Origin of the sequence: Paraburkholderia megapolitana (assembly GCF_007556815.1) — a bacterium.
Classification (GTDB): domain Bacteria; phylum Pseudomonadota; class Gammaproteobacteria; order Burkholderiales; family Burkholderiaceae; genus Paraburkholderia; species Paraburkholderia megapolitana.
In genome coordinates, this window is record NZ_CP041745.1 from 1,746,053 (window position 1) to 1,767,262 (window position 21,210).

General features: G+C 63.4%; 14 protein-coding genes. 7 read left to right on the top strand and 7 right to left on the bottom strand.

The genetic code is table 11. The features are described from left to right. Nucleotides 1-35 precede the first annotated feature (35 nt). From rluB to truB, 6 genes are all read left to right on the top strand, one after another. Nucleotides 36-1,916 carry a 23S rRNA pseudouridine(2605) synthase RluB gene (rluB, locus tag FNZ07_RS21305; protein WP_091016837.1) on the top strand — a complete coding sequence of 627 codons (1,881 nt, stop codon included), beginning with the start codon at nucleotides 36-38 and terminating at the stop codon, nucleotides 1,914-1,916. A 486-nt stretch (nucleotides 1,917-2,402) separates the two neighbouring features. Further along, the gene (gene rimP / locus FNZ07_RS21310; protein ID WP_091016071.1) at nucleotides 2,403-2,861 is read left to right on the top strand and encodes a ribosome maturation factor RimP; all 459 of its coding nucleotides are present in this window, start codon (nucleotides 2,403-2,405) and stop codon (nucleotides 2,859-2,861) included. Further along, complete coding sequence (nusA, locus tag FNZ07_RS21315; protein ID WP_091016074.1) at nucleotides 2,858-4,333, top strand: transcription termination factor NusA; 1,476 nt, start codon at nucleotides 2,858-2,860, stop codon at nucleotides 4,331-4,333. Before rimP ends, nusA begins: the two co-directional genes overlap by 4 nt. A 94-nt stretch (nucleotides 4,334-4,427) precedes the next feature. Then, on the top strand, nucleotides 4,428-7,337 hold the full coding sequence (infB, locus tag FNZ07_RS21320; protein WP_091016077.1) for a translation initiation factor IF-2: 2,910 nt from the start codon (nucleotides 4,428-4,430) through the stop codon (nucleotides 7,335-7,337). Between the two features lie 78 nt (nucleotides 7,338-7,415). Continuing rightward, nucleotides 7,416-7,781 carry a 30S ribosome-binding factor RbfA gene (rbfA, locus tag FNZ07_RS21325; RefSeq protein ID WP_091016080.1) on the top strand — a complete coding sequence of 122 codons (366 nt, stop codon included), beginning with the start codon at nucleotides 7,416-7,418 and terminating at the stop codon, nucleotides 7,779-7,781. Nucleotides 7,782-7,844: 63 nt separating this feature from the next. After that, nucleotides 7,845-8,834: a tRNA pseudouridine(55) synthase TruB gene (truB, locus tag FNZ07_RS21330; RefSeq protein WP_091016083.1), complete on the top strand. Its 990-nt coding sequence runs from the start codon at nucleotides 7,845-7,847 to the stop codon at nucleotides 8,832-8,834. A gap of 102 nt (nucleotides 8,835-8,936) precedes the next feature. Here the strand turns inward: truB and FNZ07_RS21335 are convergent, their stop codons facing one another. From FNZ07_RS21335 to FNZ07_RS21365, 7 genes are all read right to left on the bottom strand, one after another. Then, a complete protein-coding gene (locus tag FNZ07_RS21335) occupies nucleotides 8,937-10,316 on the bottom strand; it encodes an efflux transporter outer membrane subunit (RefSeq protein WP_091016839.1) in 1,380 nt (459 codons plus the stop codon). 10 nt (nucleotides 10,317-10,326) lie between these two features. Then, nucleotides 10,327-12,288 (bottom strand): macrolide ABC transporter ATP-binding protein/permease MacB, encoded by a 1,962-nt coding sequence (macB, locus tag FNZ07_RS21340; protein ID WP_091016086.1) that lies wholly within the window; start codon nucleotides 12,286-12,288, stop codon nucleotides 10,327-10,329. Nucleotides 12,289-12,290: 2 nt separating this feature from the next. Next, a complete protein-coding gene (macA, locus tag FNZ07_RS21345; RefSeq protein WP_091016089.1) occupies nucleotides 12,291-13,496 on the bottom strand; it encodes a macrolide transporter subunit MacA in 1,206 nt (401 codons plus the stop codon). 234 nt (nucleotides 13,497-13,730) lie between these two features. Next, a complete protein-coding gene (locus tag FNZ07_RS21350) occupies nucleotides 13,731-15,296 on the bottom strand; it encodes a DHA2 family efflux MFS transporter permease subunit (protein WP_091016091.1) in 1,566 nt (521 codons plus the stop codon). Between the two features lie 27 nt (nucleotides 15,297-15,323). Beyond that, on the bottom strand, nucleotides 15,324-16,532 hold the full coding sequence (locus FNZ07_RS21355) for an EmrA/EmrK family multidrug efflux transporter periplasmic adaptor subunit (protein WP_091016093.1): 1,209 nt from the start codon (nucleotides 16,530-16,532) through the stop codon (nucleotides 15,324-15,326). Between the two features lie 46 nt (nucleotides 16,533-16,578). Continuing rightward, nucleotides 16,579-18,117, bottom strand: coding sequence for an efflux transporter outer membrane subunit (locus FNZ07_RS21360; protein ID WP_091016095.1), 1,539 nt, complete (start codon nucleotides 18,115-18,117; stop codon nucleotides 16,579-16,581). A gap of 56 nt (nucleotides 18,118-18,173) precedes the next feature. Next, complete coding sequence (locus FNZ07_RS21365; RefSeq protein WP_091016097.1) at nucleotides 18,174-18,689, bottom strand: MarR family winged helix-turn-helix transcriptional regulator; 516 nt, start codon at nucleotides 18,687-18,689, stop codon at nucleotides 18,174-18,176. A gap of 355 nt (nucleotides 18,690-19,044) precedes the next feature. Between FNZ07_RS21365 and typA the strand changes: the two genes are divergently transcribed. Further along, the gene (typA, locus tag FNZ07_RS21370; protein ID WP_091016100.1) at nucleotides 19,045-20,871 is read left to right on the top strand and encodes a translational GTPase TypA; all 1,827 of its coding nucleotides are present in this window, start codon (nucleotides 19,045-19,047) and stop codon (nucleotides 20,869-20,871) included. Nucleotides 20,872-21,210 lie beyond the last annotated feature (339 nt).

The following is a 21,210-nucleotide window of genomic DNA, read 5'->3' on the forward strand; positions in this document are numbered from 1 at the left end:
CGCAATGGGCGCGCGACCTGACACTCGAGGTTGTTTTGACACGTACCCACGATACCGACTCGTCCGAAGCAGAGCACGCTGTGCCTTCCGCGCGCCCCGACGAAACGCAACCGCAGCAGACCGCTGCTGCCGGAAACGAGCCCACGGCGCAGACCCCGGACGCAGACGGTGAAGACCGTCCGCGCCGCGGTCTGCGTCGCGGGCCGCGCAGCCTGATCGCGCGGCGCCGCGCCGGCGCGAAAGCGAAGAATGCCGATGGCGCGCAGGCGGTACAACCGGCGCCCGTCGTGACGGAGACGCCGCCGGACGGCGTCGTCGTCGCGCAGGTGCGCATGCCGCGCAAGGACCCTGGTGCAAAAGGCCCGCGTCGCAATAGCGCCGGCAATGCGAATGCCAATGGCGGCGGCAAGCGTGGTGAACCGCGCGGCGACGCGCCGCGTGAAGGCGGCCCGCGGCAGAATCGCCGCGGCGACGCAGCAACGGCAGCGGCAGCGGCAGCGCCCACAGCAGCCGACGCCACACCTGACGACCTGTTCTCCTACGTAACTTCGCCGGCGTTCGATGCCGATAACAGCACGACTGGCGGCGTACGCGCGCCGATGCTGCGGCGCGGCCGCGAGCAGGCTCCCAAGCGCGTGCTGTCGCCGGACGACGACGCACCGAAACTGCACAAGGTGCTCGCGGAAGCGGGCATGGGTTCGCGTCGCGAGATGGAAGAGCTGATCGTCGCTGGCCGTGTGTCGGTCAACGGCGAGCCGGCGCATATCGGCCAGCGGATCATGCCGACCGACCAGGTTCGCATCAACGGCAAGCCGGTCAAGCGCAAGCTGCAGAACAAGCCGCCGCGCGTGCTGCTGTACCACAAGCCGACCGGCGAAATCGTCAGCCATGCCGATCCGGAAGGTCGTCCGTCGGTGTTCGACAAATTGCCGCCGATGAAAACCGCCAAGTGGCTCGCGGTCGGCCGGCTCGATTTCAATACCGAAGGTCTGCTGATGCTGACCACCTCGGGCGATCTCGCGAACCGCTTCATGCACCCGCGCTACAGCGTCGAGCGTGAATACGCGGTACGGGTGGTCGGTGAGCTGGCAGAAGGCTCGCGGCAAAAACTGCTGCACGGCGTCGAACTCGACGACGGTCCGGCGAATTTCCTGCGCATCCGCGACGGCGGCGGCGAAGGCACGAACCACTGGTATCACGTCGCGCTGGCCGAAGGTCGCAATCGCGAAGTGCGCCGGATGTTCGAAGCGGTCGGCCTGATGGTGAGCCGCCTGATCCGCACGCGGCACGGCCCGATCCAGTTACCGCGCGGTCTGAAGCGCGGCCGCTGGGAAGAGCTCGAAGACAACCAGGTGCGCAGCCTGCTGGCATCGGTGGGTCTCAAGGCGCCGGCCGAAGAGAAGGGCGGTCGCAACGCGGCGCCTGAGCGCCGTCAGCCCGATCCGATGCAGACGTCGATGGGCTTCATTCATCGTGAGCCGGTGCTGATGTCGCACGGTCGCTTCGATCAGCAGACGCCGCGCGGCGGACGTCCTCAAGGGCGCCGTGGCGCCGCCACCGGTGGTTTCGGTGCGGCCGGCGGGGGTGCGGGTTCTGGCCTCGGCGGTGGGTTCGGCGGCAACCGCGGCGGTAGTCGCGGCAATGCGGCGGGTAACGGGATGGGCGGTGGGATGGGTGGCGGTGGCGGTAATCCGGGTAACCGCGGCGCCCGTGGTGACGTCGACGGCAATCGTGCGCCGACCGGCAACGGTAACCGGGCAGGTGCCCGCACCGGTGGTAATCCGGCTGGCCCCCGTCCGCAGGGCGCTAATCGCGGCGGCCCTGGCGGCGGTCGTGCAGGTGGTGGCAACCCGAATGCGGGCGGCAATCATGGCGGTCCGCGCGGTACACCGCGTAACCGCACCCGCGGCCGCTAGACGCCGCCGGGGCTGCGATTTTTCCGGCAGTCGATTTGACGGGTTTAGCCGGGTTTTCGTCCCGGCCCGGCAGCCGGGAACCCCAGGCGGTAGTCTCGCCAGCGACTTGCGCAGCGCCAGCAGGCGCGCCCCGTAACGAGGGGCGGCGATCTTCGCACAGACCGGGTGCAAGTCACGCGGCAGCGCGCAAGATTCCCCTGAAATCGAGCGGTGACGGGCGTCGGAAGGCGTCCCGCAGATTGCGTTCGGGCATGGAAAAGGCTACAATCGCAAAGTCGCTGGGCGTGCGGCTTTTCATGTGCGGCTCAGATGCGACCACCGGCAACAAGATTTTGGGCGTTCAGCCCATTTTTTTTTGGCGCCGCAGTTCAGTGTGGTTCGGCATCTCGGGTAGCACCACGTGCGCCGGCTTGGCGCGCAGCCCGCGAGGTGTGAGGTGGTCGCAGGGTCGCAGAGGCTTACCGCGCGAACATCTTAGAGGGCATTGTGCAACTGACGGAACTGATAGAAACCACGGTCTCGGGTCTCGGCTACGAGCTCGTCGATATCGAGCGCACCGGGCGCGGCATGTTGGCCATTTTCATCGACCAACCCGCCGGCATCGCGATTGAAGATTGCGAAAAGGTCACGCGTCAGCTCCAGCACGTTTTGACGGTCGAAAACATCGATTACGAGCGGCTCGAAGTATCGTCGCCGGGTCTCGACCGCCCGCTGAAAAAACTGGCGGATTTCGAGCGCTTCGCAGGCAGCGAAGCGGTGATCACATTGAAAAAGCCATTGGACGGACGGAAAACGTACCGGGGCATCGTGCATGCGCCCGAAGGCGAAACGATCGGTCTGGAATTTGAAGGGAAGGAAGGCGCCGCGATGCTCGATTTCACGCTCGCGGATATCGATAAGGCACGCCTCATCCCCAAAGTTGACTTTAGGAGCCGCAAACAATGAGTCGCGAAGTGTTGATGCTGGTGGATGCGCTGGCACGCGAGAAGAACGTCGACAAGGACGTCGTATTTGCCGCACTCGAGGCAGCCCTCGCTTCGGCCTCCAAGAAACTCTTCGAGGAAGACGCAGATATCCGCGTCCACATCGACCGTGAAAGCGGCGAGCACGAAACCTATCGCCGCTGGCGTGTGGTGCCGGACGAAGCGGGTCTGCAGGAGCCGGATCAGGAAATCCTGCAGTTCGAAGCGATCGAGCAGAAGCCCGATGCGCAGATCGACGACTACATCGAAGAACCGGTACCGTCCATCGAATTCGGCCGTATCGGCGCGCAGGCCGCCAAGCAGGTGATCCTGCAGAAGGTGCGCGACGCGGAGCGCGAGCAGATCCTCAACGATTTCCTCGAGCGCGGCGAAAACATCATGACCGGTACGGTCAAGCGTCTCGACAAGGGCAACTTCATCGTCGAATCGGGCCGTGTCGAAGCGCTGCTGCGCCGCGACCAGCTGATTCCGAAGGAAAACCTGCGCGTCGGCGACCGTGTGCGTGCGTACATCGGCAAGGTCGATCGCACCGCGCGCGGCCCGCAAATCGAGCTGTCGCGTACCGCGCCCGAATTCCTGATGAAGCTGTTTGAAATGGAAGTGCCGGAAATCGAGCAGGGGCTGCTGGAAATCAAGGCCGCTGCACGCGATCCTGGCGTGCGGGCAAAGATCGGCGTGGTCGCCTACGACAAGCGGATCGACCCGATCGGTACCTGCGTCGGTATTCGTGGTTCGCGGGTACAGGCTGTGCGCAATGAGCTCGGTGGCGAAAACGTCGACATCGTGCTATGGTCGGAAGATCCCGCCCAGTTCGTGATCGGCGCGCTCGCGCCGGCAGCTGTCCAGTCGATTGTCGTCGATGAAGAGAAGCATTCGATGGACGTCGTCGTCGACGAAACCGAACTGGCGGTCGCAATCGGCCGTAGCGGCCAGAACGTGCGTCTTGCCAGCGAGCTTACCGGCTGGCAGATCAACATCATGACGCCGGACGAATCTGCGCAAAAGCAGAATCAGGAGCGCGGTCTTCTGCGCGACCTGTTCATGGCGCGTCTCGATGTCGACGAAGAAGTCGCCGACATCCTGATCGACGAGGGCTTCACGAGCCTCGAAGAGATCGCTTATGTGCCGCTCAACGAAATGCTCGAGATCGAGGCCTTCGACGAAGACACCGTGCACGAGCTGCGTAACCGCTCGCGTGACGCGTTGCTGACGTTGGCGATTGCGAATGAAGAAAAGGTCGAGAATGTCGCGCTCGACTTGAAGAGCCTTGACGGTATGGATGCCGACCTGCTCGCGAAGCTGGCCGAACATCAGATCCAGACGCGCGACGAGCTGGCAGAACTGGCTGTAGACGAGCTGGTCGAGATGACCAGCATCGAAGAGGAAGCCGCAAAGGCACTGATCATGAAAGCACGTGAACACTGGTTCCAGTGAGAAATGACCATGGCCCACTAAATTGAACGCGGTCGCGAGGCCGCACAAACCGATGCTAACCGCAAGGAATCGGTCCTTGCACTAAGAGGAATGAATGGCGAGTAACAACGTAGCCCAATTTGCCGCGGAACTGAAAATGCCTGCCGGCGTGCTGCTCGAGCAGCTGCAGGCGGCGGGCGTCACAAAAGCGAACGAAGACGACACCTTGTCCGAGACGGACAAGGCGCGTCTGCTCGACCACTTGCGTAAGTCTCACGGCTCGACTGATGCAGACAAGCGCAAGATCACGCTGACGAAACGGCATACGTCGGAGATCAAGCAGTCCGATTCGACGGGTAAGGCTCGCACCATTCAGGTCGAAGTGCGCAAGAAGCGCACCTTCGTCCGCCGCGATGAAGCGGCCGAGCAAGGAGCGGATGCATCGGTTCAGGTGGCTGAGGCCGACGAGGCAGAACTGCAGCGCCGCGAGGAAGAAGCGCGTCACGAAGCCGAGCTGCTCGAAAAGCAGGCGCTGGAGCTGAAGGAGCGCCAGGAACGCCTCGAGCGCGAAGAAGCCGAGCGTCGTGCCCGCGAAGAAGCGGCAGAAGCCGAACGTCGCCGTGCCGAAGAAGAAGCGGCCAAGAAGCGTTCGGCTGCCGATACCGCCGCTGCGCACGAAGTCGCGGCGCAGGCCGTCGTGGCCGAAACGCGCGAAGCTGAGCCTGCCGAGCAGGAAGACGAACAACGCGCCGCCGCTGAGCGTGCCGCACAGCGCGAAGCCGCGAAGAAGGCCGAAGACGCCGCACGCGAAGCTTCCGAAAAGACCCGCGCCGAGCAGCAGGAAGTGTCGCGTCGCCGTGCCGCGGCGGAAGCCGAAGCACGTGCGATTCGCGAAATGATGAGCACACCGCGCAAGGTGCCGGTGAAGGCGCCGGAACCGGTCGCTGCGAAGCCGGTGGAGCCGCCGAAGGCTGCGGAAGCCAAGGGCACGCTGCACAAGCCGGCGCGTCCGCCGGGCGAGGACAAGCCGCGTCCGGTTGCGAAGAAAACGACTACGACGACCACGACGACGGCTGCACCGTCCACGACCGCTGGCGACAAGAAGAAGCCGGGCGGCAAGGGCGGCTGGCAGGACGACGCAGCGAAGCGCCGCGGCATCAAGACGCGCGGCGATACGAGCGGCGGCGTCGATCGCGGCTGGCGCGGCGGCCCGAAGGGGCGCGGCAAGCATCAGGACGCGAACACGACGTTCCAGGCGCCGGTCGAACCGATCGTCCGTGAAGTGCACGTGCCGGAAACCATCACGGTGGCCGATCTCGCGCACAAGATGGCCGTCAAGGCTTCGGAAGTCATCAAGGTGATGATGAAGCTCGGCCAGATGGTGACGATCAACCAGATGCTGGACCAGGAAACGGCGATGATCATCGTCGAGGAACTGGGTCACCACGCGGTTGCCGCGAAGCTGGACGATCCGGAAGCGATGCTGGTCGAAGGTGAAACCACCGACGCCGAACTGCTGCCGCGTCCGCCGGTCGTGACCGTGATGGGCCACGTCGACCACGGCAAGACCTCGCTGCTCGACTACATCCGTCGTGCCAAGGTGGCCGCGGGCGAAGCGGGCGGGATTACGCAGCACATCGGCGCATATCACGTCGAAACGCCGCGCGGCGTCATTACGTTCCTCGATACGCCGGGCCACGAAGCGTTCACGGCCATGCGTGCCCGTGGTGCGAAGGCAACCGACATCGTGATTCTGGTGGTCGCCGCCGACGACGGCGTGATGCCGCAAACCAAGGAAGCGATTGCCCACGCGAAGGCTGGCGGCGTACCGCTCGTCGTCGCGATCAACAAGATCGACAAGCCGGATGCCAATACGGATCGCGTGAAGCAGGAACTCGTCGCGGAAGGCGTCGTGCCGGAAGAATACGGCGGCGAGTCGCCGTTCGTGCCGGTGTCGGCGAAAACCGGTGCGGGCATCGACGATCTGCTCGAACAGGTCCTGTTGCAGGCCGAAGTGCTGGAACTGAAGGCACCGATCGATGCGCCGGCCAAGGGTCTCGTCATCGAAGCGAAGCTCGATAAGGGTAAGGGTCCGGTCGCTACGATCCTCGTTCAGTCGGGTACGCTGAACCGCGGCGACGTGGTGCTGGCAGGTAGCGCCTACGGCCGTGTGCGAGCCATGCTCGACGAAACCGGCAAGCCGACCAAGTCGGCGGGTCCGTCCATCCCTGTTGAAATTCAGGGTCTGTCGGAAGTGCCGCAGGCGGGCGAAGAAGTCATCGTCATGCCGGACGACCGCAAGGCACGTGAAGTCGCACTGTTCCGTCAAGGCAAGTTCCGCGACGTCAAGCTGGCAAAGCAGCAAGCCGCGAAGCTCGAGAACATGCTGGAGCAGATGAGCGAAGGCGAAGTGCAGTACCTGCCGCTTATCGTCAAGGCCGACGTGCAGGGTTCGCAGGAAGCGCTCGTGCAATCGCTGCAAAAACTGTCTACCGACGAAGTACGCGTACAGATCGTGCACGGCGCGGTGGGCGGCATCAGCGAAAACGACGTCAACCTCGCAACCGCTTCGAAGGCCGTCATCATCGGCTTCAACACCCGTGCGGATGCGCAGGCGCGCAAGCTGGCCGAAGCGAACGGTATCGATATCCGCTACTACAACATCATCTATGACGCTGTGGATGAAGTGAAGGCGGCGATGTCGGGCATGCTCTCGCCGGAGAAGCGCGAAGTCGTCACCGGGATGGTCGAAGTGCGTCAGGTCTTCAAGGTACCGAAGATCGGCGCAGTGGCCGGTTGTATGGTCACGGACGGTTTCGTCAAGCGCACGTCGTCGGTACGCGTGCTGCGCGACAATGTCGTGATCCACACCGGCGAGCTCGATTCGCTGAAGCGCTTCAAGGACGACGTGAAGGAAGTGCGTCAGGGCTTCGAGTGCGGGATGTCGATCAAGAACTTCAACGACATCCAGGAAGGCGATCAGTTCGAAGTCTTCGAGGTCACCGAAGTCGCGCGTACGCTGTAACGACTGCGCAAGACAGACCGGGCGGAGCGGGCGCTTGCCCGGCTCCGCCCGTTTTGTTTTTGTGCCTACGGATTCACCATGCCAAAAAAACGTTCTTCTCCTAATCGCAACGTGCAGATCGCGGATCAGATCCAGCGCGATCTGTCCGAACTGATGCGCGAGGTCAAAGACCCGCGCATCGGCCTTGTCACGATCCAGAGCGTCGAGCTGACGCCGGACTACGCGCACGCGAAGATCTTCTTCACGACGTTGACGGGCGACCCGCAGCAGACGCTGGAAGCGCTCAATCACGCTGCGGGCCATCTGCATAACCAGTTGTTCAAGCGCCTGCACATTCACACCGTGCCGACGCTGCATTTCCACTACGACAAGACGGTCGAGCAGGCGGTGGAGATGTCGCGCCTGATCGACCAGGCGAATGCTGACCGCGCGAAAGACGATTGAGCAGATTGTTTCCCCTGAACTTCTGAACGACGGCCGCCCGGCGGCCGGATCTGGCTTCTCAAGATGAACGGACCTGAACGTGCTGGACGTGGACCTGAGCGTCCTCGCGTGCCGCGGCGTGTGCTCGACGGCGTGCTGCTGCTCGACAAGCCGCTCGGACTGTCGAGCAACGACGCGCTGATTCGCGCAAAGCGCCTCTATCTGGCGAAGAAGGCCGGTCACACCGGCACCCTCGACCCGCTCGCCTCGGGCCTGCTGCCGCTCTGCTTTGGCGAGGCCACGAAATTCTCCCAGGATCTGCTCGAAGCCGACAAGACCTATGAGGCGACGATGCGGCTCGGCATCCGCACGACCACGGGCGACGCGGAAGGTGAAACGCTGGAGACGCGCGACGTTGCGTGCGACGAACCGGCGGTACTCAAAGCACTGGCGGGTTTTCGCGGCGATATCGTGCAGGTGCCGCCGATGTATTCGGCGCTCAAGCGCGACGGCAAACCGTTGTACGAATACGCGCGGGCGGGGCAGGTGGTCGAGCGCGAGGCGCGGCCGGTCACGATACACGCGCTTGAGCTGCTGGCGTGCGCGTTGCCCGACGTGACGTTTCGCGTGACCTGCAGCAAGGGCACTTACGTGCGTACGCTTGCCGAAGACATCGGCGAGTCGCTCGGCTGCGGCGCGCATCTGGTTGCGTTGCGGCGTACGGCGGTCGGTGCGCTGACGCTCGAACATGCGGTGACGCTCGACGCGTTGTCCGACGCTGACGCAAGCGCACGTGATGCGTGGCTGCAACCGGTCGATGCGCTGCTGTCGACGTTTCCCGCCGTTTACCTCGATGAAGAATCCGCGCGGCGCTTCCTGCATGGACAGCGCTTGCGGTTGAGCGAGTTACCGCAGGCCAGTAACACTGCTGTGGCGTCGTCGGAGTCTGCGTTGAATCTTCCTCCCGACCTTCCACGTGTGCGCGTCTACACAGATGGCAAGCGACTACTCGGCGTCGCGAAGATGATCGATGGCGTGCTGGCGCCGGACCGGCTGGTCGTCACGGCGAGCTAAGGCGACGGCGTGCTGCAGTTGATCGCGGCGCGCCGATGATCTCGAAAGCGTCCCGAATCGCCACCTTGTGCAAGGTATCCAGCACACCGCCGAGCCACTCGCTCAATCCACGCCCCCACCAAGCGCCTTGTACAGGTTCATCTGATTGTTGAGCCGGTTCAACTGATTCAGCGCGAGCGTGCTTTGCGCGTCGCGCAAACGCTGCTGCTGGTCGAGCCACGGCTGCACACCGGTCGCACCTGCCTTGAAGCGCGAACGCGCCAGCGTTTCCGCCCGCTGCGCCTGTGCGAGCGACAGCGTTCGCTGTTCCGCCTCCTGATCGAGCTGCACACGCTTCGATAACGCATTCTCCACTTCGCTCAACGCGCCATAGAGCTTCTGACGGAAGTTGACGACCGCTTCCTCGTACTGCGTTTTCGACACCTTGATCTGCAACTGCATCGTGTTCCACTGGATGAACGGCAGCGTAAGGCCGAGGCCGAGTGTGGCGACCGGATTCTGCAGCACGCGCTCGAGGCTTGCACTCGACGTGCCGAGCGAGCCGGTCAACGAAAACGTCGGATAGAAACTGGTCCGTGTGATCTCGACATTCGCGAGCGACTCGCGCAGCCGGAACTCGCTGGCACGCAGGTCCGGCCGGCGGCCGAGCACGTCGGCGGGCAGGCCGGCCTGTACACCAGGCAACGGCTGGTCGGGTAGCGCATTCGGTTCTGCGGCGACGCTCTGCGGCGGGCGGTCAAAGAGGATGGCTAGCGCATTGCGGCTCTCGGTGCGCTGCTGGATCAATTGAGTTTGCGCGGCGCGCTGTGCCGACAGATTCTGTTCTGCCTGCGCGACGTCGAGCCCCGACACCGCACCCGCGGCGTAGCGCGACCGGACGAGCGCGAGCGTCTGCTCCGCATACGCGATGTTGGCATCGCCGAGCGCGATCTGCTGGTTCAGATAACCGGTCTGCCAGTAGAGCGACGCCGTCGTGCCGATCAGCGTCAACCGGACCGCTTCGCGATCGGCAACGGTTGCTTCCACCTCCCAGCGCGCGACACTGCGCTGCGCCGCGAGCTTGCCCCATAGATCGAGCTCGTAACTGAGCGAGCCGGTCAGGTTGCTCGCCCGGTTTCCCTGATGAGTATCGAGCGTGCGCGAGACGTTACCGTTCGCGCCGAGCGTGACGTTGGGCGTGAGATTCGTATCGCTCAGTCCGGCCTGAAGCCGCGCGCGATACACGCGAATCGCCGCTGCGGCGAGATCGTTGTTGGTCTTCAGCGCATTCTCGATCAACTCGTCGAGTACCGGATCGCCGAAGCTGTGCCACCAGAGCGCAGGCGCCGATGCAGCCGCGGAGGAAACGGGCGAGTTCCAGTGCGCGGGCATGTCGACAGGCGGCAGCGCCTGGCCACGCGTGTTTGCGCAACCGGATAGCACGGCCACCGCGCAGGCGAGCGCGAGGGTGGTGCGCTGAAAATGGATTGTCGGGATCGTCATGCGAAACCCCTCAATCGCGCGCAAGCGCATCGATCGGATCGAGGCGCGACGCGTTGCGCGCCGGCATGAAGCCGAACACGACGCCGATCAGCGTCGAGCACAGGAAAGCGGAGACGATCGACGTGGCGGAGAAAACCATTTTCCATTGACTGACAAAGAGAGAGAACAGGAAGCTCATGCCGAACGACAGCACGATGCCGATCGCGCCGCCCATCAGGCAGACCAGCACGGCTTCAACGAGGAACTGCTGCATGATGTCGGTCTGGCGCGCGCCCACCGCCATACGGATGCCGATCTCGCGGGTGCGCTCGGTGACCGACACGAGCATGATGTTCATCACACCGATCCCACCCACCACCAGCGAGATCACCGCAATCAGCGATAGCAGCAGCGTGAGCGACTGGCCGGTTTTCGCGACCGTCTTCACGACGCTGTCCATGTTGTAGGTGAAGAAATCCTGGCGGCCGTGGCGTTGTTTCAGCAGCTTCGTGAGGCTTTGTTCGGCCGCATTACTCGGCTGGCCATCGCGCACCCGCACGGTGATGCTGTCGAGATACTGCTGGCCGAACAGCCGTCCGCTCGCGGTGGTGTAGGGCACCCAGACGTTGAGGCTCTTCACGTCGCCGAACGCGCTCTTCTTTTCTGCGGCGATGCCGATCACGACACACGGCAGGTTGTCGATCAGGATCACTTCGCCGAGCGGGCTCGGGTTCTTGCCGAACAGCTTGCGCCGCGTGTTCTGATCGATCACGGCCACCTGAGCCTGACGGCGTACCTCGTCGGGCCCGAAGCCGATGCCTTGCGCCATCTTCATGCCGCGCACCTGGAAGAAGCTCGCACCGACACCGCTGATCAGCGCATTGACGTCGACGTTACGGTGGCGCAGCAGCAGGCTGCGCGAGGTCTCGGGCGTCGCGCTGTCGATGTAATGCTGTTCGCCGAGGGCGGCGACGTCGGCGGGCACGAGCGTCTGGATCGAGCTTGCGTTGGTATCGCCCCAGTCTTTGCCCGGATAGATGTTGATCGTGTTGGTGCCGATGGCGCCGATCTCGTCGAGCATGTAGCGCTTGGCCCCTTCGCCGATCGCGACGATCGACACCACCGACGTGATACCGATGATGATGCCGAGCATCGTCAGCAGCGTGCGCAACCGGTGCGAGACCAGCGCGATCCACGCCATCTTGAACGCTTCGGTGAAGCGACCGAAGCCTGCCGATAGTCGGCGCACGTGGCGCGCTGCGGTGCCCGTTCCGGCATCGTCGGGTCCATCGTTCTCCACGGCGCGCACGTTGCGGCGATCGCGAACGATTTCGCCGTCGCTGATCTCGATGATGCGCCGCGCGTGCGCAGCCACGCTTTCGTCGTGCGTGACGATGATGATGGTATGACCGAGCGCGTTCAGTTCGCGCAGGATGCGGATCACGTCCTGACCGCTCTTCGTATCGAGCGCGCCTGTTGGTTCGTCGGCAAGGATCACTTCGCCGCCGTTCGTCAACGCACGGGCGATACTCACGCGTTGCTGCTGGCCGCCCGATAACTGGCTCGGCCGATGTTCGGCGCGCTCGGCAAGCCCGAGACGCGCGAGCAGGTGCGCCGCTCGTTCGCGCCGCTCGGCATGCGTGCTGCCGGCGTAGACGGCGGGCATTTCGACATTGCCCGCGGCGGTGAGGTGCGGCAGCAGGTGGTAGCGCTGGAAGATGAAGCCGAAGTGCTCGCGACGCAGCTGCGCGAGTTCGTCACCGGTCAACTCGCCGGTTTCGCGTCCGCCGACCCGGTAGCTGCCTTCGCTCGGATGATCGAGGCAGCCGAGGATGTTCATCAGCGTCGACTTTCCCGAGCCCGATGCGCCGATGATGGCGACGATCTCACCTGCCTCGATGGAGAGGTTGACGTCCTTCAGCACCACGACGTCCTTGTCGCCCGCGGGGAATCGACGCGTGACGTTGGTCAGTTGCAGCAACGGTTGCGGCATCGTCAGTTCACCACGTCGGATGCCGTGGCTCCGGCACCGGCCCCGGCCATATCGGAGCCTTCACCGATGATCACACGCTCGCCTTCCTTGAGACCCGACAGCACTTCCACGTTGACGTTGTTGTTGATGCCGGTGCGTACCTTGCGGGTGTCGACCTGGTTGTCGCGGTCGAGGACCCGCACCGGGTAGGTGCCGTCCTTGTTCTTGTCGCCGAGTGCGGCAACCGGGATGTTGAGCGCGTTGGATGCGGTGCCGAGCAGCACGTTGACCTGCGCCGTCATCGAGATGCGCAGCAGGTGGCCAGGATTGGGCACTTCGAACAGCGCGTTATAGAACACCGCCGCGTTCGGTTTCGACGAGCCGCCGCCTATGCCGCCCAGACTGCTTTGCGAGTCGGCGAAGTTTTGTGGTGCAGGCTCGACCGCGCGCAGCTTGCCGTAATAGCGCTTGTCAGCCTCGCCGAGGATGGTGAAGTACGCGGTCTGGCCAGGATGGATGCGGATCACGTCCGCTTCCGATACCTGTGCCTTTACCGTCATCGTGTCGAGGTCGGCGAGCTTGAGGATCACGGGCGCCTGTTGTTGAGCGATCACCGTCTGGCCTTCCTGCGTCACGATCGCGACCACTTCGCCGTCCATCGGCGCGACGATCCGCGTATAGCCGAGGTTCGCCTGAGCGGTCTCGATCTGGATGCGGGCGGCGCGGATCTGCGCATCGAACGACGCGATGCTTGCACGCTGTACGCCGAGATTGGCCTGCGCGGTTTCGTAGTCCTGCCGCGAGGTGGAGTCGTCGGGCAGCATCTGCTGCTGGCGCTTGAACGCGAGTTCCGCCTGGACCAGTTGGGCCGCTGCCGAGCGTTTCTGCGCGACCAGATTCTGTTCATTGGCCTCGGCCTGACGCAGCGCGTTCTCCGAGATGACGGGGTCGATCTCGGCGAGCCACTGGTTCTTCGTCACCTTGTCGCCGAGCTTGACCTTGAGCGACTTCAATTGCCCCGATACCTGCGCACCGACATCCACTTGCCTGAACGCCTGCAACGTGCCGGTGGCGATCACGGCGTTCTCCAGATTCGTGCGGCCGACCTTTGCGGTGAGGTATTGCGGACCCTTGTCCCCGGCGAAGAAATGCAGGCAAAGCCCGGCAATCAGGATCAGCGCGGCAATACCGGCCACGACGCCGATCCAGCGGCGTTGGTTCTTTTTCATGGGAGAGCGGGTGGAAGGTCGTAAGGTAATTGCAAACGGCCTATTGGAATACGAACTGACCCGGCAGTTCAACGGGACATACAAAACTCATCAATTCTTAGACACTTCTTCACAACTTGACCGGAGTCGGGCGTGAGTTCGACGGCCACTCGCAACAACAGATCGAGAAATGAAAACGGCCGCTGCAGGAGCGAGCGGCCGATTGATTGACTGGTCTTGCGTTTCAGCTACGCATCAATGCGCCGCCGATGCCGCCGCCCCGGCATCACCGCCGCCCGAGCGATCAGGTCGCGTGATCCAGATCAATCCGACCAGCGCGACAAAAATGCCGGCCGAGATATAGAAGATATCGTTCACGCCGAGCTGTGCAGCCTGTTGCGTCACCATCGAGTTGAACAGTCCATGCGCCTGTTGCTGGCTCAAGCCCGCGTTTTGCATCTGCTGCATCGATTGGGCGAAGACAGGGTTGTACCGGGACGCCTGTTCGGTCAGTTGCGCGTGATGCAGGACGGTGCGGTGATCCCATGCGGTTTGAAAGATCGATGTGCCGATACCGCCGCACATGATCCGCACGAAGTTCGATAGCCCCGATGCCGCAGGAATCCGGTTGCCGGGCAGCCCCGACAAAGTGATCGACACGAGCGGAATGAAGAAGCCGGCCATGCCGATGCCCTGGATCAACGTAGGCAGCAACAGCGAAAACTCGTCGACGCCGGTCGTATAGCGCGAGCGCATCCAGAAGATCAGCGCGAAGATCAGGAACGACGCCGTGGCGATATAGCGCGGATCGGTGCGGGGCAGGATCTTGCCGGTGAGCGGCGAGAGTATGACCGCGAAGATGCCGACGGGCGCCATCACGAGGCCCGCATCGGTGGCGGTGTAGCCGATATCGGTTTGCAGCCATAGCGGCAGCAGCACGAGATTGCCGAAGTACAGCCCGTAGCCGATCGACAGTGCGACCGTACCACCCGTGAAATTACGCAGCTTGAACAGCGACAGGTCGACGACCGGATGTTCCGCGGTCAGCTCCCAGGCGATGAAGAACGCGAGCGCGATCACGGCTGTGAGCGCGAGCACGACGACGGTCGTCGACGAGAACCAGTCGAGGTCCTTGCCTTTGTCGAGCATGACCTGCAACGAGCCGACCCAGATGATCAGCAGCGAGAGACCGACACCGTCGATCGGCGCCTTCTTCACGACCGAGTCGCGGTTACGGAAGATCATCCACGTCGCAAGCGCGGCGACTGCGCCGACCGGGATGTTCACGTAGAAGATCCACGGCCACGAGATGTTGTCCGAGATCCAGCCGCCCAGAATCGGCCCTGCGACCGGCGCGATCAGCGTGGTCATCGCCCACATCGAGAGCGCCATCGGCGCCTTGGCGCGCGGATAACTTGCGAGCAGCAGCGTTTGCGACAGCGGGATCATCGGGCCGGCTACCGCGCCTTGCAGCACGCGCGACGCGAGCAGAAAGGGCAGGGTGGGCGCGAGGCCGCACATCCACGACGAGATCACGAACAGCACGATCGACGCCATGAAGAGACGCACCTGGCCGATGCGATCGGTGAGCCAGCCAGTGAGCGGCACCGAGATCGCGTTGGCTACCGCGAACGAGGTGATCACCCACGTGCCCTGATCCGACGACACGCCGAGGTCACCGGAGATAGACGGGATCGATACGTTCGCGATCGACGTATCGAGCACGTTCATGAAAACGGCGAGCGACACCGCGATGGTGCCGATCACCAGTTGCGCACCCTCTAGCGGCGGATGAGGGACTTGCGCCTGAGCTTGAGCCATTCGAAAAACCTTGCGTTGATGCGCCGCTTACATCGGCTTGGCAGCGGTCTTCGGTGTCGTGCCGGCGCTCTGGCCTGCATTGGCTGCGATGATGCGGGCGATTTCGGCATCGGCCTGGTCGCCGTACTTCGCGAACACATTGGTCTGATAGACCGTGTTCTTCGCGTTGCTGAGTTCGAGGCCCGAGTCGTCCTTGATGTCCACGTCGACCTGCATCGACAGGCCGATACGCAGCGGGTGTTTCTCGAGTTGCTGCGGATCGATCTCGACACGCACCGGCAGACGCTGCACGACCTTGATCCAGTTACCCGTCGCGTTCTGCGCGGGCAGCAGCGAGAACGCCGAACCCGTACCCGCCGAGAAGCCGACCACCTTGCCTTGATACTTGACCGACGAACCGTACACATCAGCGGTCAGCTCGACCGGCTGGCCGATACGGATGTGTCGCAGCTGCACTTCCTTGAAGTTCGCGTCGACCCACACGGAGTTCAGCGGCACGACTGCCATCAGCGGGTTGCCCGGCGACACGCGCTGGCCGACCTGCACCGAGCGCTTCGCCACATAACCGTCGACCGGCGCGGGCAGCGTATTGCGCGCGTTCGCGAGGTACGCGTCGCGCACCTTGGCGGCGGCGGCCAGCACGTTCGGGTGATCGGTGACTGTCGTGTTGGCGGTCAGTGCGCGGTTCGATGCGAGCTGTTGCTGTGCGGCGTCGAGTGCAGCCTGCGCGCTCTTCACCGAGTCGCGTGCGTGCGAGATTTCTTCCTGCGATACCGCGCCGGTCTGTGCGACCGTCATGCGCCGGCGCAGATCGTCCTGGGCACGCGACAGATCGGACTGGCGGACCGCGACCTGGGCTTCGTACTGGCTGTCGTCGGCGAACAGGCCGCGCACCTGGCGTACCGTCTGCGCGAGCTGTGCTTCCGCTTGTTCCAGCGCGACGCGTGCATCGGCCGGGTCGAGCACGACGATCGGATCGCCGGCCTTCACAGTCTGCGTGTCGTCGGCGTTCACCGCGATGACGGTGCCCGTCACCTGCGGCGTGATCTGTACGACGTTGCCGTTCACGTAGGCGTCGTCAGTGCCTTCATGGAAGCGCGCGACGAGGAAGTAATACAGACCGTACGCAATGGCGGCGATCAGGATCACGATGACAAGCAACGTCATCATCCGCTTGCGTTTGCCGTTGTTGTTCGCCGCTTGTGTGCTGGCGGCGGGTTGCTGAGGGGTGCTCATGGATGGGCTCCGGGTTCTCTCAATCTTTGTCGTTCAAGCGTATGAATCAGTTCGCTGCCTGGGTGGCCGTCGTCGTCGCCGTCGCAGGCGCGGCTGCAGCCCGTTTTGCGTCTGTTGGCACTACGAGGCCCGTCTGCGTGGCATCGAAGCCGCCGCCCAGCGCCTCTATCAATCCGATCTGCTGGTCGCGACGGCGCATCTTCAGGTTCGTCACTGTCTGTTCGGCGGCGAGGCGGCTCTGGTCGGCGGTCAGTACCTGCAACTGCGGCGATAACCCGGCCTTGTAGCGGATCACGGCCAGCTGGTAAGCCTTGGTCGAGGCATCGAGCGCACGTTGAGCGTCGCCCGACTGGTTGTCGATCGAGCGGATCGTCGACACCTGCGTCGCCACGCCGGACAGCGCGTTAATCAGCGTCTGGTTGTAGTTCGCAACATCGAGGTCGAAGTCGGCATAGCGGCCCTTCAACTGCGAGCGCAATGCGCCGCCGTCGAAGATCGGCAGATGGATGGCGGGTCCAATCTGCGTCTGCCGGCTGGACGAAGTCAGAAAACGGCCCCAGCCCAATGCGTCGAAGCCGATGCTGGCCGACAGATTGACGTCCGGGAAGAACTCCGCTTTCGCTTCCTTCACATCGTGCATCGCGGCTTCGACCTGCCAGCGTGCCGCCACGATATCGGGTCGGCGCGACACGAGGTCGGCGGGCAGGTTATCGGGTAGGGCGACGATGTTGCCCGTTGTCAGTACCGGCTCGGCGATCTGCAGACCGCGGTCAGGTCCCTTGCCGAGCAGCGCGCCCAACTGGTAGCGGGTGGTGGTGATCTGGCCGTCCAGGTCGGTCAGGTTGGCCTGGGTCGTCGCGATGTTGCCGTTTGCGGTCTGCCGCTCGACGTTCGTGTCGAGACCGGCGCCGACGCGGTCATTCGTGATCCGGCCGATATCCTGGCGATTGGCGATTTCGCGCTTCGCGATGTCACGCAGCGCATACAGCTGCGCGAGCTGGTTATAGGTGCGCGCCACGGACGCCGCGAGCGTCACGCGGGCCTGCTGCATGTCGGCTTCGGCGGCTTTTTCCTGCGAGACCGCCTGACCGAGGCGTTGACGGTTCTTGCCCCACAGGTCGAGATCCCACGAGGCGCTCGCGAGTACGTTGTTTTCGCTATACCAGGTGCCACCGAACGGCGGCGGGTAGATCCCGTTGCCCGAGAACAGCTCGCGGTTCCAGGAATAGCTGCCGTTGACGGTCGGCAACAGTGAGGCGCGCGAGCTCTCGATGTACGACGAGGCCTTGGCGATGCGTGCCTGCGCCTGGGCGATCGACGGGCTGCCGTCGAGCGCTTCGGCGATCAGCTTGGGCAGTTGCGGGTCGCCGAACTGGTTGGCCCAGTCGAGCGACGGCCACTGGCCGCCGTTGCCCGGCAGGCTCTGCGCCGACTCGTACTGCGTGGGCGACGAGATCTGCTGGTCGCTCTTGATGCCGAAGTAGTTCGCGCACCCCGTAAGGGCGAGCGCCGCGGCGGCTGCCACCGCGGTGGCAGCCGCGCCGCGCCGCGACAGCACTGGCGCGGACAGGGAAAGGGATTTCATCGCTCGACTCTTTGCGTGTGAATGGAATTGAATGATGGACACTGCAACTATATTTCTTATGACTTGCTTTCGAAACTGGTCGTCGTATCGCGCGTCAAGCTGGTTTGATCGCCGCTATTGAGCAGCACCCGACGCAGCATGCTCTTGAGAAAACCAACTTCTTCCGGCGTAAAACCGCCCAGCAAATGATCCAGCACACCCTGAAACATGGCGGGCATGCGCACGGCAATGTCCTGACCCTCTTGCGTCAGGGCGAGCCGCACGACGCGGCGGTCTTCCGAACTGCGCACCCGCGTAAGCAGGCCGCGCTTCTCCAGCCGGTCGATCAGGCGGGTCACGGCGCTCGCGTCGATGCCGTATTCGCGTGCCAGTTCGGCCGCCACCACGCATTTGCCGCTGGCCACCATGAACAGGATGCTGCCCTGCTGACTGGTGATGCCGAGCTCCGCCATCGTGCGTTGCGTGACGAGGTTCGCCATCGTCGACCTGACCCGGGTGATCAGGTAGCCGACGCTTTCATTGAGCTGGTATTCACTGATTTCCGGCGGTAACGGAGAGGACGGAGGCGCCATATACTCGTGCGAATGCAATGGTTGACTAAGCAGGATTATAGGACCTGGTTAGTTGACACGGCAAGCGTTATCACAGCTTAGGCAAGGAATCTCGCCTGCTCAAGGCGAACTGCAGGCTGGCGGGGTGCGAAAAGCCGGGGAAACGTGCTAGCAGACTGCCGCTGGAATCCGATACCAGGGGAAAGCCGGAATCCTTCATCCGCGCGTGCTATAATTTTGGGTTCCCAAAAGTGCGCTTTGGGCTTGTTGGCCTGTTTGATCCGCTTGATCCACGAAAGTGATCTACGAAAAGCGGAATCCCGGGCGAAAAGCAGTAGTAGAGCAGAGGGCGCACTCTTAACGTTTCCAGGTTCCCATGACCCGCGCCCTTCGCAACATCGCCATCATCGCTCACGTCGACCACGGTAAGACTACCCTCGTCGACCAGCTGCTCCGCCAGTCCGGCACTTTTCGCGAGAACCAGCATATCGCTGAGCGCGTGATGGACTCGAACGACATCGAAAAAGAGCGCGGCATCACCATCCTCGCCAAGAACTGCGCCGTCGAATACGAAGGCACGCACATCAACATCGTCGACACCCCGGGCCACGCCGACTTCGGCGGCGAAGTGGAACGCGTGCTGTCGATGGTCGATTCGGTGCTGCTGCTGGTCGATGCGGTTGAAGGCCCGATGCCGCAAACCCGCTTCGTCACGAAGAAGGCGCTGGCGCTCGGCCTGAAGCCGATCGTCGTCGTGAACAAGATCGATCGTCCGGGTGCGCGGATCGACTGGGTGATCAACCAGACCTTCGACCTGTTCGACAAGCTCGGCGCCAGCGAAGAGCAGCTCGACTTCCCGATCGTCTACGCATCGGGCCTGAACGGCTATGCCGGTCTCGATCCAAGCGTGCGCGAAGGCACCCTGCGCCCGTTGTTCGAGGCGATCCTCGAACACGTGCCGGTGCGTCCGGCCGACCCCGAAGGTCCGCTGCAACTGCAGATCACCTCGCTCGACTACTCGACGTACGTCGGCCGGATCGGCGTGGGCCGTATCACGCGTGGCCGCGTCAAGCCGGGCCAGCAAGTGGCGCTGCGCTTCGGTCCGGAAGGCGAAATCCTGAATCGCAAGATCAACCAGGTGCTGTCGTTCGAAGGTCTTGAGCGCGTGCAGGTGGAGCAGGCTGAAGCCGGCGACATCGTGCTGATCAACGGTATCGAGGAAATCGGCATTGGTGCCACGATCTGCGCGCCTGAGGCGCCCGAAGCGCTGCCGATGATCACCGTCGACGAACCCACACTGACGATGAACTTCCTCGTCAATTCCTCGCCGCTCGCCGGCAAGGAAGGCAAGTTCGTGACGAGCCGCCAGATCCGCGATCGTCTGATGAAAGAGCTGAATCACAACGTCGCGCTGCGCGTGAAAGACACCGGCGACGAAACCGTGTTCGAAGTATCGGGTCGTGGCGAACTGCATCTGACCATCCTGATCGAGAACATGCGTCGCGAAGGCTACGAAATGGCCGTGTCGCGTCCGCGCGTCGTGCTGCACGAAGTGGACGGCGTGAAGCAGGAGCCGTACGAAATGCTGACGGTCGACCTCGAAGACTCGCACCAGGGCGGTGTGATGGAAGAACTGGGCCGCCGTAAGGGCGAAATGCTCGACATGGCGTCGGACGGCCGTGGCCGTACGCGTCTCGAGTACCGTATTCCTGCGCGCGGGCTGATCGGCTTCCAGGGCGAATTCATGACGCTCACGCGCGGTACGGGCCTGATGAGCCACGTGTTCGACGAGTACGCGCCGGTGCGCGACGGCTCGCTGGGCGAACGCCGCAACGGCGTGCTGATCTCGCAGGACGACGGCGCTGCGGTTGCTTACGCGCTGTGGAAGCTGCAGGATCGCGGCCGCATGTTCGTCAAGCCGGGCGATGCGCTGTACGAAGGGATGATCATCGGCATTCACAGCCGCGACAATGACCTCGTCGTGAACCCGATCAAGGGCAAGCAGCTCACCAACGTGCGCGCCTCGGGTACCGACGAAGCCGTGCGCCTCGTGCCGCAGATCCAGATGTCGCTCGAATACGCGGTCGAATTCATCGATGACGACGAGCTGGTCGAAGTCACGCCGCAATCGATCCGTCTGCGCAAGCGTCACTTGAAGGAACACGAGCGTCGCCGCGCGAGCCGCGAAACGGCTGTCGACTAAGACGCCGTCCGCTGTTCGGTCGATTTGCAGGAAAGCCGCCTTAGGGCGGCTTTTTTGTTGCCTGCGATGGCGCCCGTTGAGCGTCTGTGAGGCGCGCGCAGACCCGCGCCGCAAGCACCGCCACTAGCCGCTCCGCCACCCGCAAACCCCCGCCCGGAGGGGCTTTCCGGCGGGGCATCTCGCTATCAGCACTATTCGTTCTGTGATATGCTCCGCGGATGCCAGTTTTAGGTCCTTCCAAGCAAGACTTGATTCGCGCAATCCGCTAAACGGTCAGGCCGTGTCGCGGAAGGTTCAGTAACCCGCTATTTCTCGAGAAACTCGAAGAAAGGTGAGCGT